Genomic DNA, 18,859 nt, shown 5'->3' with positions numbered 1-18,859 from the left:
AAAAAAGTTCCCTTAAAACGAGTAAATCATATCACTAACAGCATTGAACCGCCACAAGTTTCTTGAAATACGAATCTAACATAAAAATAGCCGTGGAAATTCCGAACATTTCTCGGATTTCCACGGCTATTTTTATGTTATGCAGTAATTTCATCAATTTTCGTTAATTCTGCCGATGTAAAGTCAAGTCGATCTAACGCCTTTAAGTTATCCAACAACTGACTTGGTCGACTAGCGCCAATGAGCACACTACTGATATCAGGTTGACGAATCAGCCAAGACAACGCCATTTCAGCCAGACTCTGTTCGCGAGCTTGCGCCACTTCGTTGAGCTGGCGAATCTTAGTCAAGGACGATTCGACTTGATCTTCATGTAAAAATGGGCTATCAGACCGATGTGCACGTGAATCAGCAGGAATCCCTTGCAAATAGCGTCCCGTCAGTAACCCCTGTGCCAAAGAGCTAAACGTCACTAATCCCGTATGATCTTGTCGCAATTTTTGCAGCAGACCATCCGCTACATGTCGATCAAATAAATTGTATCGATCCTGATGAACAACATAAGGCGTATGTAAATCTGCAAAAACAGCCTCAATTGCCGCTGTTTGTTGTGGATTATATTTTGAAATCCCAACATACAGAGCCTTGCCTTGTCGCACTAATTTGTCTAAAGCATACGCGGTTTCCTCGACCGGCGTGTCAGGATCAGGACGATGAGAGTAAAAGATGTCCACATAGTCTGTTTGCAGCCGATGCAAACTTTGGTCGGCACTCGCCAAAACATTTTTCATTGAACCGCCATCGCCATAAGGCCCAGGCCACATTCGATGACCTGCTTTAGTTGCGATCACGATTTCATCACGATAAGGTTTTAAATCCGTAGCTAATATTTGTCCGAAATTTGTTTCCGCGCTCCCTGGCTCTGGCCCATAATTATTTGCTAAGTCAAAATAGGTAATCCCAGCGTCAAAAGCCGTCCGCACGATTTTTTTTTGCGTCTCGAACACATCAACACTGCCAAAGTTATGCCACAGTCCCAGTCCTAATGCGGATAATTTTAGTCCACTATGACCAGCTCGGCGATAAAGCATTATTTGATAACGTTGTTCATTTGCCAGATACATGACCATCCCTCATTTCGTGTTTCTTCTAGTATACGGCTTTTGCACGCCTCATCAGAGATTGTTTGATTATCGAATAAGATTAGCCTCCTGTACCTTCCCTAGACTTTCAATTTGGCAGCAGGCGTCACACATTAAATCTCAGTTAGTAGCTAACAGGATTAGGTTATTTTCATTCGGGATAAATTTAATCGTTGTATTTTTATCAGCATTGGTTATAATAAAGTCATTCGTTTATCACTTGATAAATAAACTTAAGGAGCAAATAAAATGTACTTAGGATTAAAAGAAATGCGCCGTGAACGACTCCGTTTCAGTCTACTCACTGGTGTTATGGTACTAATCGCCTTAGTCGTCTTTGTCTTGGCTGGACTGGCCAATGGGCTTTCGCAAGGAAATCGCCTCGCAATCGACCAGTGGCAAGCAAAATATGTCTATCTCAATAAAGACGCCAATAAGAACATCTCGGCCTCACAACTCACGACGGCAGCCAAGAATGACGTTAAAGGTCGCAAAGTTGTGCCGGTTAGTTTGACTAACACGGCTTTACAAAAAGCCGGCAAATCGACCAAAATTAACATATCTGCACTAGCAACCAACCGCGATGCGTTCGTCATGCCGAAGGTTACGCATGGTCATGCAGTTAATGGCAAGAACCAAGTGATTATTTCTAAGAATCTGAAGGATCAGGGCGTTAAGATTGGCGATCAGATTCGCTTAGGTTCTAACACCCAATTGCTGAAGGTCGTCGGTAGTTATGGGAAAAGTACCTACAGCATTGCGCCAACGTTATATACCGATATCAGTACGCTGGCTCATATCAAATCAGTCGGTGGCCAACCAGTCACAAAGCCACTACCGATCAATGCGCTGATTTCAAAAAGCAGCAAGTTGACTTCAAATGATCACAACTTACAGCGATTACCAATCAACACGTTCATTCAAAATTTACCTGGTTACAGTGCTGAACAGACTACGTTAAATACGATGATTTACTTCTTGTTTGCCATGTCATTAGCGATTATCGGGATCTTCATGTACGTCTTAACGCTACAAAAGCAGTCCCTCTTCGGCGTCATGAAGGTTGAAGGTATTGGGACCAATCATATTCTCGCTAGCGTTGTCACGCAGGCCACTGTGATGAGTCTCATCAGTGTCATTATCGGGCTAGCTGTCACGATTCTAATCGGTAACGTGGCCCCAAGTGGGATGCCATTTGCCCTAAATTATGGTCAGCTCGGCATCTATGGTATTTCACTGGTGGTCGCCTCGATTCTCGGTTCCTTGTTATCATGGCGCACCATTGCTCACATTAACCCAGTTATCGCGATTAAATAGGAGGTTCACATGGCAAACGTAATGGAACTTGTTAATGTCACCAAACAATTCGGTAGCGGTCACGTGGCCGTTAATGCTCTAACCAACGTCAATTTTCAAATCGAACCTGGACAATTTGTCTCAGTAATTGGGCCTTCAGGTTCAGGAAAGAGTACGTTTCTCACAATTGCGGCCGGTTTACAACGACCAACGAGTGGGCAAGTCCTACTCAATGGCGTTGATATCGCTCAACAGACAGAAAAACAACGCCTTCAATATCGATTTGACCACGTGGGCTTTATCTTACAAAGCTCAAACTTAATTCCATTCTTAACTGTCAGTGAACAATTTAAGCTCATCGATCGCCTTGCTCATCAAAAATTCCAAGTAGATGAAATGCGGCAATTACTCGACCGCTTAGATTTACGCGATATGGATAATGCGTTACCAAACGAATTGTCCGGTGGTGAGCGTCAACGAGTAGCTATCGCCAAAGCATTATTCCATAATCCCGACGTCATTTTGGCTGACGAACCGACTGCTAGCCTTGACTCACAACGGTCATTCGATGTGGTTGATCGCTTAGTTAGTGAAGCTCATGACCTGAATAAAGCCATCATCATGGTGACCCATGATGAACGACTGATTACTAAAAGTGATGTAATCTACAAAATTGAAGATGGACAAATGACACGTCAAACTCCAGTCAACAACGCTTAACCAATCACCCAGCCAAGCCTTAGGTTGCCCAAAAGGCTTGGCTTTTTATTGTCTAAAAATCAATTTTTTCGAGCATACATCTCATTAAATTAGGACTAGTTTTTATTGGTCGAGTTCGGTATACTGATTTTTAGTTCATAATTTCACAAGAAACAGAGGTTCTTACACATGACTCAAAAAGTCGCTTTTATTACCGGTGCTGGTCAAGGAATCGGCGCTGCCATTGCTGATCGTTTATCTCGTGATGGTTTTGCCGTTGCCCTTATCGGCCGCACCAAATCTAAATTAGATGATGTCGCTGCTACAATTACAAATCATGGTGGTAAAGCAATCGCACTTGTTGCCGATGTTGCTGACCGCGATCAGGTTTTCAAAGCGGTTGATGATACCGTTGCCCAGTTAGGCGATTTAAATGTCATCGTCAATAACGCTGGTGTGGCACCAACCACTCCGATTGATGACGTGACACCAGAACAATTAACCAACGTGACGATGATTAACACCGGTGGTGTCGTTTGGGGCACGCAAGCTGCTCATGCTGCCATGAAACGGTTGGGTCACGGTGGAAAAATCATTAACGCCACCTCTCAAGCTGGCGAAGTCGGCAATCCAAATTTAACCGTTTATGGCTCAACTAAATTTGCCATTCGCGGTATTACCCAGACCACGGCTAAAGAATTAGCAGCCGATCAAATCACCGTTAACGCGTATGCACCGGGAATTGTCCGGACACCGATGATGATGGACATTGCTCATGAAGTTGGTCAAAATGCCGGTAAAGATGACGAGTGGGGACTACAAACCTTCACAAAAGACATCACATTAAATCGCTTATCTGAGGCAGAAGATGTTGCAAATGTTGTTAGTTTCTTAGCTGGAACTGACTCTGATTACATCACCGGTCAGACAATCACTGTCGACGGTGGCATGGTCTTCCACTAAAATTTAAATCCTATATCTGAAAAGCCATCGATTTTGATATCGGTGGCTTTTTGGTTGCTCATTTAGTTAGTTGAATGATTTTAACGATTGCATAATTAATTCGATAAAACGTGATCGATCAATTTTTAGCAAAACATCTGTATTCTTCGGCTTACCCGTTAATTCATAGTAATCGCAAACCGTTTCTCCTTTGACCAAATCCCCTGTTGTTTCTACATCGACATTCATCAAGTCACTTTCAAACATCGTCGGATCAATCAGCCAGGCAATTGTGCACGGATCATGTAACGGTGCGCCAGAAAAGCCCCATTTTGGATTTTCATGATAAATTTCAAAGAAGTCTAGAAGGCCTTTAAAAGCTTGTGCCACTGGATTATTAATCGTACCAATTGTCGCAATTTCATCTTTCATAATTTGCGCTTGATGTGTGACGTTCAATGGGGCCATTGTTAACGGAATCCCTGAATTCATAACGATCTTAGCGGCTTCCGGATCAACATAAATATTAAATTCCACCGATGGGGTCCAATTACCCAATCCCATCGCACCGCCCATAAAGACAATTCGTTCAATACGTGCGGCCAATTCTGGATACACGCGCAAAAATAAGGCGGCATTCGTCATCGGCCCAGTCACAACTAAAGTTACCTTCTCAGTTGCTTCCCGGATCGTCTTCGCCATCAACTCAATTGCCGTCATATCTTGGGGTTGGAAGTCCGGATCCGGTAAGTCCGCTCCATCTAACCCCGTCTTACCATGAACATTTCCGGCAGTCGCCAATGGTTGCACCAGTGGTGTTTTATTACCACTGGCGACCGGGATATCTTGCCGTTGCAAAAGGGTCAACATCCGCATCGCATTATTTAGCGTTTTTTCAGGCGTTTGATTGCCCGCCGAAGTCGTTACGGCCGCCAACTCAATCTCCGGTGAGGCGACCGCCAACATCATCGCCAAGGCGTCATCGTGGCCGGGATCGCAATCCAGAATAATTTTCTTCATTAGGAACTCCTTTGTGTTTATTATCAGAACACTTAACAATAGTGTATCAGACGATAGTATATTAGAAAACGCTTACACTAGTGCAACTTAACCGTTTGCAATTTAGAGCAAACGGTTATATGATGATTTCATCATATGAAAGGATGATCATCTGATGACATCTCCGTCACCTCGCTTCATCGAAGAACAACATCTCAATGAGGCTCATACATTATTTCAATTACTCAGTAACCCGACTCGGATGCAATTATTGTATCTGCTGGAACAACAAGATTTAACGGTCTCGCAAATCAGTGCTCAATTAGGCTTAGAACAGTCAGCTGCTTCGCATCAATTGGCCAAATTGCGCCAACACCAGCTTATTAGTGCAACCAGACAAGGCAAGACAAATGTGTATCGCTTAGACGACCCGCATATTTTGGATGTTTTAAATGAGGCACTCGAGCACGTTGATCACGTTATTAGGGGAGAAAAGCATGGACACTAATGTCAAAACACGTTATATCACTCAGGGTTTGCACACCGAGTACTTTTCGGTCGCTTGGATGGCATTTGAATTTTTAGTCGGGTTATGTGCCGGAATTAAGGCCGGTTCTATATTATTGGTCGCTTTTGGTTTGGACAGCTTCCTGGAAATTATCGCTGGCATCACGCTCGTCTGGCGGTTACGGCAAGAACAAGCCGGCGCTAGTAAGGAACGAATTGAACAAGCTGAACGGCGCTCCGGTCGCATTGTCGGCGGTATTCTATTACTGTTGGCCGTTTATGTCACCTTGACGGCTGGCTATAATCTCTTGACTCACCAAGCCCCTGAATCAAGCTTTTCAGGGATGGCCATTGCAATCGCTTCGGTTCTGCTGATGCCGATCTTGACCATTCGCAAACGATCGTTGGGCAAGAAAATTAATTCACTGGCCTTAATTGAAGACGGCATGTGCAATATTACCTGCGCTTATATGGCGGCTACCGTTCTGATCGGTGCTATGGTCACAGCCCTATTAGGTTGGTGGTGGGCCGATTCGATCGGTGCATTAGTCCTCGTTTACTTCATCGCTAGCGAAGGTTGGGAAGCTTTTCACGGCGAGGATTAGAATCGCTGCAAGACAAAGAGATGGCCTTTTGAGGACCACCTCTTTTTAAATTAGTTCTAATTTGTACGCAATCATCCGCTCCCCCTTTTTATAAAGGATCGCAAAATTATTTTCCGCGTTAGCCACATCCATTACTCGCACTTTAGCCAGCCACAGCCTATAATTAACCTAGCCAAAAACGTGAGGAGCTTGATCATTATGGCAAAATATAAGTCTAAACCAAACAAACACAAAACCAACATGTCAGCTGCCATTGAAGCTGGTTTAATCGCTGGCGTTATCTCTGGCATGGTCAAGATTGGCTGGGAGGCGCTATTGCCACCGCGCACACCCGAGCGTGATAATCCCAACCCACCGCAACATCTGCTGGAACAATTGCGCTTACCACCACGCCTATTAAATGCAAGTTACACTTACTCAAAACAGCAAATGCCCATTGCTGGCTTTCTCATGCATTTTGGTTTCTCGACAACATTTGCTGTTGCCTACGCATTAGCCGGACAACGACTGCCAAAAGTAAAAGCTGGCCATGGTGTTATCTTTGGCTTAGGTGTATGGGCAGCTTATCACCTGTACTTATTGCCAAAAATGCATACCATTCCGGCCGCAAAAGATCAGCCACTAGCAGAGCATCTCTCAGAATCTTTTGGTCACGCAGTTTGGATGTGGACCAACGACGTATTCATCAGCCAACTCTACCAAACCCTAAATCACAAACAATGAGGATATTTTCATGACAAAACAAACTTTTTACCACGCCTGCTGGTACGTTGCCGGCGGGTTAGCAACCCTCGCAATGATAACTGGCATCCTCGAAGCAATTCGTTTAATGTTACGTATCTTGCTTAACTAAACAGGATTGGTTGCAATCTTGCAAAGATAACAATTGTTTTATTGCTAAATTTACCATGGTTATTAATGACCAAATTTGTATACTTTTCCTGTAATATTCAACGACTTTGAGTTATTGGGCGCTCTTTAAGACCATCGCCTTGCACTTCTAACCGTTACCTGGCAGAATTAGGCATTACTTGATTCGTTAACTCGGTTGGTTAGCGACCTTTAGGAGTTGGTTTCATGCAACGTTTGAAACGTTATTTCGTTCTTGAACCTAATGACCAAACAGATATCACCCTAGTCTTTTGGCTAGGGAAGTCTCCTTGGTTATCATGGTTTCTGATTATTTTAACTGCTGTCTGTGGCATACTGAGTGAATTACTGCCGGATTTACAGCATACTCACCTACTACCCCAAGGCTTCCCTGCTTGGTTAAATAATATCGTCGTATTCGGTGGTTGGTATAGCTATTATATCGCGGGAATTGTGTTTTTCTTTTTCTGGCAATTAAGCCGCTGGTTACACCGCCGTCAACGACCTGCACCGCCTCGACGGACCGGAATCATCGAATCAATTTTGGCCATTATCATCATTACTTATTTAGGTGGTGTCTTAGATAGTTGGGCTAGCCAAATCGGTGCTGCAGCGAAGATTAAAGATGTGACAGACGCCGCTGAAGGTTTGGTCACTGTTCATGGAACCATCTGGCAACGCTTTGTCACCTATATGATCAACAACTGGTATGAACTGCCTAGTGAAGATGTCTTCCGCCTGAGTCTGTTCACGATTTTATTTGTGGCCTTGTGGTGGATTAACCGTCCTACCTTACGATATTGGTTGGCATTTCTCATGACCGCCCTACTATTTGGTGCCTGGCATTATAGTTCTTACGGTTACAACCTGCCGGAAGCTGTTTTTGAAGTTGGCCTCCCCACCATCATTGACGGCTGCCTATGGTTACGAACACGCAACTTATGGACCTTTACCGCCAGCCACTTTTTGTACGACTATTCTGGAAATTTTTAGGTAAAATAAGTGCCTGTAAATGAGCTTTAAATCTCTCATTTACAGGCACTTTTATGTGACACAATTTTTTAAAGTTAGCTTTTATTTTTTCAGTCAGCGATCGAAATCAACTGATATCACGAACATGAATTGAGCTTGTACATTACCTTCAATCGTCAAAACAGAATTAACTGACAACTTTTTAAAAAGAATACATCTTCTTTCATCAATGACTCGGCTAACCATCACAACCGCAACATACTCACATCATTGCTGCCAGTTATTGAGAATATCTCACTAAAATTTCAGTACATAATCCGTCATATTTAGAAATTCATGAGTGATTAACGAGCATCCTCCCAGCAATGTTGCATACTGTGAATTTTGTGCCAATTGAATCAGAGAACGGTTTTCTGCAATTTGCCGATAATCCTGACGTATTTCGGACAACAATTCTGGTAAAGCCTCAATAAGTGGTGAATTAAGAAAAATAACTTCTGGGTCAAAATTTGCAGCAACGTTAAATAAAATTTTTGAAATAGCGGCACAAAATTCTTTTAAAATCCGTTTTATATCCGCGTCATCTGCCAAAAACAAGGTGACTAAGTCCTGTCGTTGAATAGTGGAATCTTCCTTAATCGACTGTGCTAGCCCAATAATCGCATCTTCAGAGCAATAATCCTCAACCTTGCGAAATTGATCCATCACACCTACATTAGCATCCATCATAATGCTTCGTCCGATTTCACCGGCTTCACCATGGAGGCCACGATACAGCCGGCCGTTAATGATAATTCCCGCACCAATTCCTTTATGGATACTAACCGTTAAGGTGTTATTAAAATCCCCAGCACTATTGAAATCTCGTTCATAAATGGCCGACAGGTTGGCTTCGTTTTCAATCACAACTGGGACCGAAAACTCGTTTTCCAAGTCTGTTTGAAGATTTTCGTGCGACATATCTAAAAAAGGCGCATAAGTTATGCGATTGTTATCAACAATTCCAGAAACAGCCACGCAAATCCCCAATAAGCCACGACTAGTATCAGAAATCCTTAGAACATGTAATTTTGCCACCATTAATTCTAAAATTGCCGACATATCAAAGCCAACGATGTCGTAATTATTGAATGAGATAATTTCTCCGCCAAGATAATTAACCATCATATGCAAATGCCGGTAGCCAATTTCAAAACTAACAGTATACCCCCAATGACCATTTATTTTAGTGAAACGAGGCCGACGACCACCATTGACGGACGCCTCGCCTTCACCGAGTTCTACGACAAGGTTTTCATCCTGAAGCATATTAAAAAGCGTAGATACAGTCGATTTATTTAGTTTAAGCCGTTTGGAAATGTCAATTCGAGAAATGGGTCCCTCGTTGAAAATTTGCTGCAACACCAACTTTTGGTTCACATCCCGCATCACATCTTGATTTAAAACTTTTTTCGCCAATAGTTGTTCCTACCTTGCTTTTTTATCATAAGTATAAACCAGAATAGTAGCTATCAGCTCAAAAACGAAAAATGGTACCTTTTATAGTTCGATATCTGCCGCCTAAACAGATCGCTGTCGAACTTCTATAAATCACGTCTAAAATTCAATAATTGATGACTCAAATCCGCTGTTTTCCCATAGATTTGTCGATAAATTTCATGTAATTTTTGATAATTTCGAACATTTTCTGTAATCGGCCGATAAACCTTATCAAAATGAACAAATTCTTTCGCACAATCTGCTAGAGTGTCAAACCACCCTAAGCCGACTGCAGCTAACATTGCAGCTCCCATTCCTGGACCCTGTTCGTTTTTTAAGCTCACTACTTTTGTATTAAAAATATCTGCTTGAATTTGTAGCCACACCGCACTTTTGGCCCCACCACCAATCGAAACAGCGGTATCAAATTGGCTGCCTTGTTCTTTAAACAGATCCAAAATATCCCGAAATGAAAAGACAATTCCTTCAAGGATGGCACGGACAAAATCACTTCTTTTTTGCGTGCCATCTAAACCAATAAAGCTACCGCGAATATCTGCATCTGCATATGGTGCCCGTTCACCAACAATATAAGGTGCGAACAACAATCCATGGCTACCAACAGGTGCACTCGACGCAGTTGATACAAAATCACTAAAGTCTTCATCGGGGGCGAACGTTTTTTTAAACCAATTTAAACTATATCCGGCCGCAAGTGTGACTCCCATCGAATAATAAGCATTTGGAATCGCATGGTTTTCAAACTGCAATTGACCGTGATAATTCACAGTAGGATCATCCTCAAATTTCAAAACAACGCCCGATGTACCAATGCTGGATAAAACCATATTTGATTTAAGGATTCCAGCGCCAATTGCCCCACAGGCATTATCTGCCCCACCAGCAAAAACCTTTGTATGATTATCCAATCCTGAAAAAGCTGCATAACTTGTCGAAATATTGCCAACGTAGTCAACAGATTCAAGTAACGGCGGACACATTGAACGAGGAATTCCAAAACGATCGCAAATAACTTCACTCCATTGATGGCCGATGACATCAATCATTACAGTGCCAGAAGCATCTGAATAGTCCATTCCTAATTTTCCTGTCATTCGATATCTTAAGTAATCCTTCGGAAGTAAAAAGGTAGTCGCTTGGTTAAAGATATCTGGTTCATGTTCTTTAACCCATAATAGTTTAGGTAAAGTAAAGCCTTCCAGTGGTTCATTTCGAGTAATGTTAACAAAGTCATCACCCATTGCCCGCATGATTTCTGTTCGCTGTTCACTAGTTCGTGTGTCATTCCAGAGAATTGCTGGTCGCAAAACTTGATTGTTTTCATCTAATAAAACTAACCCATGCATTTGTCCTGAATAACTGATCCCGTCAATATCTTCAGATCGAATATGATCATTTAATATCAACCGCACGATAGCCACCGTCGTTCCAGAAACCCAATCTTCAGGGTTTTGTTCACTATAACCGGGTGCTGGCTGATGCAAATCATACGCATAACTTTCTTGGGCCACTATTTTACCATGACGATCAACGGCTGATACCTTAACGGCGCTGGTTCCTAAATCAACACCTAATACATAACTCATGATTCATCCTCCTAAAAAAAGAGAGTGAGGACTTGCCTCACCCTCTCTGTTTAACTTTTATAACATAATTACTTGCCTAAGGTATCAACAATGTAGTGGTTGATAGTATCTTTAATTTGTTCCAAATGGTCAGAGTGAGTTGCAGCAATTAATTCAGACTGTGGTTTATCGATTGCATATGCTTCCAGTGATTTAAAGTCTGCCTTGCCGCTTTCAATATCTGCGCCTATGCCAGATTTATATGATGCGTATCGGTTGTCTTTAAGATCTTCCAATACTTTATCTTCATACATTCTTTGAGCCACTAAGAGACCGGCAGCAAAGCTGTCCATCCCCACAATGTGCCCGTAGAATAAATCATTTGGTTCAAACGATGAGCGTCGTGGTTTTGAATCAAAGTTTAATCCACCGTGAGGACCGATTCCCCCATTTAGAATTACTTCATACATCGCAGCAGTTGTTTCATACAAATCAGACGGATATTCATCAATATCCCAACCAATTAACTTGTCCCCTTGATTAGCATCAAGTGAACCAAGTAATCCTGCGTCAACCGCGGTCTTAATTTCGTGTTGATAAGTATGGCCAGCAAGATTGGCATGGTTGCCTTCCAAGTTCAACTTAAAATCGTCTTCCAAGCCATATTCTTTCATAAAGGCAATCGTTGTCGCGGCATCAGTATCGTACTGATGGGTCGTTGGTTCCTTTGGTTTTGGTTCCAACAACATTTGTGCATCAAAACCAATTTCGTTCGCATAATCCTTAGCCATATGGAAGAATTTGGCCGCGTGTTCTTGTTCTTCCTTCATATTTGTGTTCCAAAGTGACTCATAACCTTCACGGCCACCCCAGAAAACATAGTTTTCCGAACCCACACGCTTACCAATTTCGAGACTGTGTTTTAATTGTGCAGCAGAATAAGCAAAGATGTCGGCGTATGGTGCAGTTGCAGCACCTTCAACAAAACGAGGGTTACTGAATAAATTAGACGTATTCCATAATACTTTCATACCAGATGTTTTTTGATACTCAACAATCTTATCAACGACTTTATCCAAGTTCGCATTAGTTTCCCGTAATGTATTTCCTTCAGGCGCTAAATCGCGATCATGGAAGCACAGGAAATCAACACCAAGTTTGTCATAAAACTCAAATGCTGCATCGACTTTTGCTAAAGCAAGGTCCATCGGATCCGTGAATTTATCGTAGGGACGCTGAGCAGTTCCATCACCAAATGGATCAACTAGCCGCTGGTCAAAAGTATGCCAATAGGCAACTGCAAAACGCAACCAGTCCCGCATCTTTTTGCCACCAACCATTTTATCTGGCTGGTAGTAATGAAAACCTAGTCCAGATTTCAAATTGCTTGTACCTACATAAGGCACCTTGTCAACATTCCAATAAGCCATGATTATGAACCTCCATTTTTTATGTTAGTTTTCCTAAACAACCAACTTACGAATCAAACTATATTCGCATGTTTCTATTTTTGCAACCCCTTTCATTAATTTTATTTTATTATCGACCACGTCCTGACAATTGCTTCTTTATATACCTACTTTAAAATCATCAAATATACATCTATGCTTGCTACGCCGGGATCTGTCTCCACCAACTAATAAAACGGTTTACCGTCCTAATAATGATTGTGATAAAAATCACTATTTTAGAGAAAGCGCTTGCATTATTTCAGCAAACGCGCCACAATGTCACCAGTTAGTTTTTCGGTTCTACTAACTCGTTTCTTTCGTGTTATTAGACCAACTTACAAAGGCGTTACAGACTAACTATAAACATGAGGAGTTTGCTGCTATGCATAAAGTATCGACCGGTTTCGTTTATTTCTTTGGTGCCTTAGGCGGTCTTCTATTTGGCTATGACACTGGTGTCATCTCTGGAGCAATTTTATTTATTCAAAAACAGCTTCGTTTGGGTTCGTGGCAACAAGGTTGGGTTGTCAGTGCTGTCCTTCTAGGTGCTGTACTAGGTGCCGCAATTATCGGACCTATGTCTGATCATTATGGACGGCGTAAATTAGTTCTACTGTCATCCGTCATTTTCTTTGTGGGAGCGTTAGGATCAGCTTTTTCACCTGAATTTTGGACGCTAATCCTTTCTCGAATCGTCTTAGGAATGGGTGTTGGTGCGGCCTCTGCACTCATTCCAACTTACCTGTCGGAATTATCACCGGCGGATAAACGTGGAACGGTTTCAAGTCTGTTCCAACTCATGGTAATGACAGGCATTTTATTAGCTTATATTACCAATTACAGTTTCTCCGGATTCTATTATGGTTGGCGCTGGATGCTAGGCTTTGCGGCGATTCCAGCGGCAATTCTCTTCTTAGGAGGACTCTTGTTACCTGAAAGCCCACGTTTCCTAGTAAAGACAGGACAGCTTGAGACTGCTAAGCAGGTTTTAGATCAAATGAATCATCACGACCAAGCAGCCGTTGACACAGAGCTTAAGCAAATTACTCAACAAGCTTCTATTAAAAGTGGTGGTTGGCATGAGTTATTTGGCAAAACTGTCCGACCAGCCCTAGTCATTGGCGTCGGTTTAGCCATTTTTCAACAAGTAATGGGTTGTAACACGGTTCTTTACTACGCCCCGACTATTTTCACTGATGTTGGTTTTGGTGTCTCGGCAGCTTTACTCGCTCATATCGGCATTGGCATTTTTAACGTCATCGTCACGGCAATTGCCGTTGCTGTCATGGATAAAATTGACCGTAAAAAAATGCTTATTGGTGGTGGTATTGGAATGGGTGTATGCCTCTTAATCATGAGTATTGCAATGAAGTTTTCTCATGGATCAACCACTGCCGCAATCGTTTGTGTCATCGCACTAACCATTTATATTGCATTTTTCTCAGCAACTTGGGGTCCAGTAATGTGGGTCATGATTGGTGAAGTATTCCCGCTAAATATACGTGGTTTAGGGAACTCTTTCAGCAGTGTGGTCAACTGGGGTGCTAACATGATTGTTTCACTTACATTTCCACCATTGCTTAACCTATTTGGTACCGGCAGTCTTTTCATCGGTTACGGCATACTTTGTTTTGTGGCAATTTGGTTTGTTCATGCTAGGGTCTTCGAAACTCGCAATCGTTCACTCGAAGATATTGAAATGTCTTTACGAGCACGTGCCGGAGAGCCAGAAACATCAACTGACAAAACAGTTTCTTCAGACAGCCTTAACTAAATATTTCTTTTAAAGGAAGTGGATTTATATGCTGCTCAAACAGCTCTTTAAAACACTTTGTATTTGGGCCAATCGTCCTTTAACAAAGAAAGATCCGGTCCAACCACCTTTTTTCACACCACTTTGGTGGTAACTCCGAATATATACGATTTACTAAACTAATTTTTAAGACAGGTTCATTGAATGAAAAAACGTTATCAAACTTCAATTAGACCATTTGACATTTTTAATAATCAACAGATTTACCAGTATAAGCTTCAAAATGACAATGGCGTCTGTATCTCAGTACTCAATCTTGGCGGAATTCTGTATGAAATCACGATTCCAACAAAAAAAGGCCCGCGTAATCTCGTCTTAAATTATCCTAATAGTACCGACTATTTTGATAATCCATTCTATGTCTGCATGGCAATTGGGCGAACTGCGGGGCGTATCAGCAACGCTGAATTTCAACTAAATGGTCATTCTTATAAATTGCTCCCAAATGAAGGAACCACCTTATTGCACGGTGGACCGCACGGTTTTAATTCTCAGGTCTGGTCTGGAGAATTAACAACGCGGCATGGAATTCCCGCCATTCACTTAACGAGGATTCAACGCCCTGAAGATGATGGATTCCCTGGTATTTTGCAAACCTCAATTTACTACCAATTGTCAGAGGACAATACAATTACTATTGAATTTGTTGGTACCAGTGACGCCGATTCGCTTTTCAATCCAACCCTGCATACCTATTTTAATCTTGGTTCCGATAACACAATTCTGCAACATACCTTACAAATTAATAGCACAAGACGATTGTTAACTTTACCCAACAAAGTCCCGACAGGCCAATTTTTATCAACCACTTCTACACCCTTTGATTTTCACCAATCGCGTCAACTTGGTTTCGCCATTAATCAACTAAAGAACACTCAGGAAAAAGGACTAGATGATGTTTTTGATGTTCAACCAGACGACAACAATATTGTCGCAACTTTAAATGATCCTACCAGCAATACGAGTGTTGCCATTGAATCAGCACGTAATGGTCTCGTTGTTTTTACGGCAAATTCTTTCACACATTCACACATGAACTTCATCCGAACCAACGGTACTGGCAACCCTTATCTAGGTGTTGCACTTGAAGCTCAAAATCTGCCTGATGCAACTAAACATGCTCAATTTGGTACGACAATTCTTCGGGCAGGAGAAACTAAAACTGAACAAATTAAATATCATCTCAGCTTTGAGAAAACTCAAAACTCAATTTAATCAATTTTTTGAAGCGACTCGCATCACTTTATAAAACACATAATAATTAAGGAGCTCTGTCTTATGGCGGCAAATGCAAAACATCCAAATGAGTTTGCTCATCTAAGTACTGGTGACAGACTAGCTTATGGTTCCGGTGATTTCGCTCAAAACCTGATTTTTGGAACTGTGGGTGGTTGGTTACTATTTTACTTAACTAGTATTGACGGTATTTCAGCCGGAGTTGGGGCCACAATTTTCTTAGTCGTTCGATGGATTAATGTTTTCTGGGATCCATGGGTCGGCGCCGTCATTGATAAATCCAAAATTAAAAGGAACGGTAAATACCGGCCTTATCTGCTTAATTTCGGAATTCCGCTAGTTATTTTGGCAGCTTTATTATTTCTACCTGTTGGAAAGGTTTTAGGAACTAACACAGTGGCCACCATTTCTTATGCAACGCTCTCTTATGCAGCTACGGCATTAGTGTATTCCTTTGTTAACATTCCTTATGGTGCATTAAATGCTTCACTAACACGCGATGAAGAAGAAGTTAACAAACTAACCTCTGTTCGAATGATGTTAGCCAATACAGGCAATTTATTGGTTTACACACTTTTTCCACTACTTGTTCAAATGGCGGCTCCAAAAGATAATAAGCTAACCGATACAGGACTGTTTGGCCTAAAACTACACATGGGAAATTGGGCAGACCCATCGGCAGCTGGAGCTTGGTTTAAAGTATTCGGTGTCTATATGATTTTAGGCGCAATTTTACTTTTTATTACTTACCGTGGGACTAAAGAGCGAGTTATCGCCTCAGATGAAGAATCTGACCAAGTTAAATATTCAGACTTATTTGCAGAATTGCGTCGGAACACAGCATTGCGAGTTCTCGGTGGGTTCTTCCTAGTTGCTTTCACATTTATGTTTTTCCAAAATACTGTTTGGGCTTACTTCATGCAATTTAACTTCGGCGGTGGTACTGGAAAGTCTGCCATGATGGCCTCAGTTGGGCTTATCGGCTCCATTCCTGGAATATTTCTTGTAACACTTTGGCCTTGGCTTCGACGTGTCCTAGGTAAAAAAGGATTTTTCTACACCTTCCTAATTATTTTCACCGCGGGTACGTTATTACTTTGGGGTTGGTCTAAAGCGCCTTCTGCTAACTGGATGGGATTTCTTGGCAGATTCTTGCAGCAGTGGGGTTTAACGTCTGCAACCGGATTCATGTGGGCATTGGTTCCAGAAGTTGTTTCAAATGGTGAATATATTTCAGGAAAGCGCGTTGCGGGAATCATCAATGCCATCATGGGATTATTCTTTAAAATTGGGCTAGCCCTAGGTGGTATTATCCCCGGATTTATTTTGCAATTTGCAAAATTTAAATCAAGCTCTACCACTCAATCTGCGTCAGCTCAAAGTGGTATCGAATTTTCAATGATTTGGTTACCGATTATCTTTGCAGTATTGGCAGCAATTATTATGAGTCGCTACCCACTGTCAGATGCTTACGTTGCCAAGATGAACGCTGAGTTAAAAGCTAAAGATTCTGTTACACAATAACTAATCAATCTTGCTTGCTACGAATCAGTGAAAGGAAATAAGATCATGTCACAAATTAAGAATCCTGTTTTACCTGGTTTTAATTCAGATCCTTCGTTTATTCGGGTTAACGACACCTATTATCTAGCAACTTCCACTTTTGAATGGTTCCCTGGTGTGCGTATTCATGCTTCAAAAGATTTGATTCATTGGAACCTAGTAAAAAATGTTTTAGATACGACAACGCTTTTAGATATGAAAGGCAATCCGTCTTCTGGCGGCATTTGGGCGCCAGATCTATCCTATGCCGATGGTAAATTCTGGTTAATTTTTACCGACGTTAAAATTACCGATGGTGCTTTTAAGGATATGACCAATTACTTAACGACGGCTCCGACAATCGAAGGACCTTGGTCTGACCCCATCACCGTTAACGGCGTCGGTTTTGACGCCAGCCTTTTCCACGATCAAAATGGACGCAAATACTTAGTCCAACAAACGTGGGATCATCGTGAATACCATCACCCGTTTAATGGGATCACCTTAACAGAGTTCGATGTGGCAACTATGCAACTCAAACCCGAAACTGCCACAACAATCTGGAATGGCGATGAAGTCAAATTAGTTGAGGGCCCTCACCTTTATCAAATCAATGGTTATTATTATCTATTCGCGGCTGAAGGTGGCACAATTTTCACACACCAAGAGGTCGTCGCCCGATCAAAATCGCTTGGTGAACTTTCATTTGAACCTGAACCTGATGCACCCTTTATCACTAATTTTGATACGCCAAAGACCTACTTACAAAAGCAAGGTCATGGCGCGTTAGTCACGACCCCTGGCGGCGAGTATTATTATGCCTCATTATCAGCTCGCCCATGGCATCATCAAAACGAATCGTCGACTGATCCACGTGGCTGGTCGACACTTGGTCGAGAAACATCTATCCAAAAAGTAACCTGGGACCAAGAAGGTTGGCCAAGAATTGTCGGAGGACACGGTGGTCAAACCCTCGTTGACGCGCCAAAAGATGCCATTGAAACCGTCGCTCCTAAAACACACTCGCAACACGATGAATTTGAAAACAGCATGCTTGATATTAATTGGAATACTTTGCGAGTGCCTTTCAGTCAACACATGGGAAGAGCCGGACATGGCAAATTAGAACTTATCGGCCGAGGATCACTTGCAAATCCTTTTGATTTATCCTTAATCGCACGGCGCTGGCAGGCATTCTACTTCGACGCTGAAACAAAGGTCAAATTCGACCCTTATTCCTATCAATCGATGGCTGGTTTAACTAATTACTATAACCATTCCAATTGGTCATGGATCTTTATTACGAAAAATGATGATGGAAAGCGAGTCGTAGAAGTTGCTGAAAACAAAGGCGGGCTGCGTAATGGTATGTATACTTCTTACCTCAAGGACCAGGCACCAATTATTCCCGATGGTACAGAGTATGTTTGGTTCAAGACAGAAGTACGAAAACAATCTTACACTTATCTATATTCGTTCGATGGATCGGATTGGAACGAAACTGGGGTTCAGTTAGATGCTGCCGTTCTTTCTGATGATTATGTTGTGCAAGAGTATGGTGGTTTCTTTACCGGTGCTTTTGTTGGTTTGGCAGCCGTCGATTATTCTGGCTATCAATCTACGGCTGAATTTGAATCATTTGATTACCTTGAGCTTGGTGATGAAATCACTGCGGATGGCAGTTTTACGTTCGACAAGCCAACTAATTCATAATAATTGA

16 protein-coding genes are annotated in these 18,859 nt (G+C 42.0%); 11 read left to right on the top strand and 5 right to left on the bottom strand.

The features are described 5' to 3' along the window. Positions 1-137: 137 nt before the first annotated feature. On the bottom strand, positions 138-1,124 hold the full coding sequence (locus ACKTR2_RS04370; RefSeq protein WP_407882891.1) for an aldo/keto reductase: 987 nt from the start codon (positions 1,122-1,124) through the stop codon (positions 138-140). Positions 1,125-1,391: 267 nt separating this feature from the next. Between ACKTR2_RS04370 and ACKTR2_RS04365 the strand changes: the two genes are divergently transcribed. From ACKTR2_RS04365 to ACKTR2_RS04355, 3 genes are all read left to right on the top strand, one after another. Next, positions 1,392-2,459 (top strand): ABC transporter permease, encoded by a 1,068-nt coding sequence (locus ACKTR2_RS04365; protein ID WP_407882889.1) that lies wholly within the window; start codon positions 1,392-1,394, stop codon positions 2,457-2,459. Between the two features lie 9 nt (positions 2,460-2,468). Beyond that, on the top strand, positions 2,469-3,158 hold the full coding sequence (locus ACKTR2_RS04360; RefSeq protein ID WP_407882887.1) for an ABC transporter ATP-binding protein: 690 nt from the start codon (positions 2,469-2,471) through the stop codon (positions 3,156-3,158). Between the two features lie 168 nt (positions 3,159-3,326). Further along, positions 3,327-4,100, top strand: coding sequence for a (S)-acetoin forming diacetyl reductase (locus tag ACKTR2_RS04355; RefSeq protein WP_407882885.1), 774 nt, complete (start codon positions 3,327-3,329; stop codon positions 4,098-4,100). 66 nt (positions 4,101-4,166) lie between these two features. On the opposite strand, the gene rihA is transcribed toward ACKTR2_RS04355, so the two are convergent. Continuing rightward, a complete protein-coding gene (gene rihA / locus ACKTR2_RS04350) occupies positions 4,167-5,099 on the bottom strand; it encodes a pyrimidine-specific ribonucleoside hydrolase RihA (protein ID WP_407882883.1) in 933 nt (310 codons plus the stop codon). A gap of 154 nt (positions 5,100-5,253) precedes the next feature. Between rihA and ACKTR2_RS04345 the strand changes: the two genes are divergently transcribed. From ACKTR2_RS04345 to ACKTR2_RS04330, 4 genes are all read left to right on the top strand, one after another. Next, on the top strand, positions 5,254-5,586 hold the full coding sequence (locus tag ACKTR2_RS04345; RefSeq protein WP_407882881.1) for an ArsR/SmtB family transcription factor: 333 nt from the start codon (positions 5,254-5,256) through the stop codon (positions 5,584-5,586). Continuing rightward, positions 5,576-6,190 (top strand): cation transporter, encoded by a 615-nt coding sequence (locus ACKTR2_RS04340; RefSeq protein ID WP_407882879.1) that lies wholly within the window; start codon positions 5,576-5,578, stop codon positions 6,188-6,190. Before ACKTR2_RS04345 ends, ACKTR2_RS04340 begins: the two co-directional genes overlap by 11 nt. 198 nt (positions 6,191-6,388) lie before the next feature. Next, on the top strand, positions 6,389-6,913 hold the full coding sequence (locus ACKTR2_RS04335; protein ID WP_407882877.1) for a DUF1440 domain-containing protein: 525 nt from the start codon (positions 6,389-6,391) through the stop codon (positions 6,911-6,913). A 354-nt stretch (positions 6,914-7,267) separates the two neighbouring features. Then, complete coding sequence (locus tag ACKTR2_RS04330) at positions 7,268-8,053, top strand: CPBP family intramembrane glutamic endopeptidase (protein WP_407882875.1); 786 nt, start codon at positions 7,268-7,270, stop codon at positions 8,051-8,053. A 276-nt stretch (positions 8,054-8,329) separates the two neighbouring features. Here the strand turns inward: ACKTR2_RS04330 and ACKTR2_RS04325 are convergent, their stop codons facing one another. The 3 genes from ACKTR2_RS04325 to xylA form a co-directional block, all read right to left on the bottom strand. Beyond that, entirely contained in the window at positions 8,330-9,490 is a 1,161-nt protein-coding gene (locus ACKTR2_RS04325) for an ROK family transcriptional regulator (RefSeq protein WP_407882873.1), read from the bottom strand. 125 nt (positions 9,491-9,615) lie between these two features. Continuing rightward, positions 9,616-11,118 carry a xylulokinase gene (xylB, locus tag ACKTR2_RS04320; protein ID WP_407882871.1) on the bottom strand — a complete coding sequence of 501 codons (1,503 nt, stop codon included), beginning with the start codon at positions 11,116-11,118 and terminating at the stop codon, positions 9,616-9,618. Positions 11,119-11,186: 68 nt separating this feature from the next. Beyond that, positions 11,187-12,527, bottom strand: a complete 1,341-nt coding sequence (gene xylA, locus ACKTR2_RS04315) for a xylose isomerase (protein WP_407882869.1) — start codon at positions 12,525-12,527, stop codon at positions 11,187-11,189. 403 nt (positions 12,528-12,930) lie between these two features. Here xylA and ACKTR2_RS04310 point away from each other — a divergent pair, with 403 nt between their 5' ends. From ACKTR2_RS04310 to ACKTR2_RS04295, 4 genes are all read left to right on the top strand, one after another. Beyond that, on the top strand, positions 12,931-14,322 hold the full coding sequence (locus tag ACKTR2_RS04310) for a sugar porter family MFS transporter (protein ID WP_407882867.1): 1,392 nt from the start codon (positions 12,931-12,933) through the stop codon (positions 14,320-14,322). Between the two features lie 183 nt (positions 14,323-14,505). Beyond that, a complete protein-coding gene (locus ACKTR2_RS04305; RefSeq protein ID WP_407882865.1) occupies positions 14,506-15,576 on the top strand; it encodes an aldose epimerase family protein in 1,071 nt (356 codons plus the stop codon). A gap of 63 nt (positions 15,577-15,639) precedes the next feature. Next, positions 15,640-17,121 carry an MFS transporter gene (locus ACKTR2_RS04300; RefSeq protein WP_407882863.1) on the top strand — a complete coding sequence of 494 codons (1,482 nt, stop codon included), beginning with the start codon at positions 15,640-15,642 and terminating at the stop codon, positions 17,119-17,121. A gap of 45 nt (positions 17,122-17,166) precedes the next feature. Further along, positions 17,167-18,852 (top strand): glycoside hydrolase family 43 protein, encoded by a 1,686-nt coding sequence (locus ACKTR2_RS04295; protein ID WP_407882861.1) that lies wholly within the window; start codon positions 17,167-17,169, stop codon positions 18,850-18,852. Positions 18,853-18,859: the final 7 nt, after the last annotated feature.

Source organism: Furfurilactobacillus curtus, assembly GCF_045862785.1.
Classification (GTDB): domain Bacteria; phylum Bacillota; class Bacilli; order Lactobacillales; family Lactobacillaceae; genus Furfurilactobacillus; species Furfurilactobacillus curtus.
The sequence above is the reverse complement of the archived record's forward strand: the minus strand, read 5'-3'. Positions and strand labels throughout refer to the sequence as shown.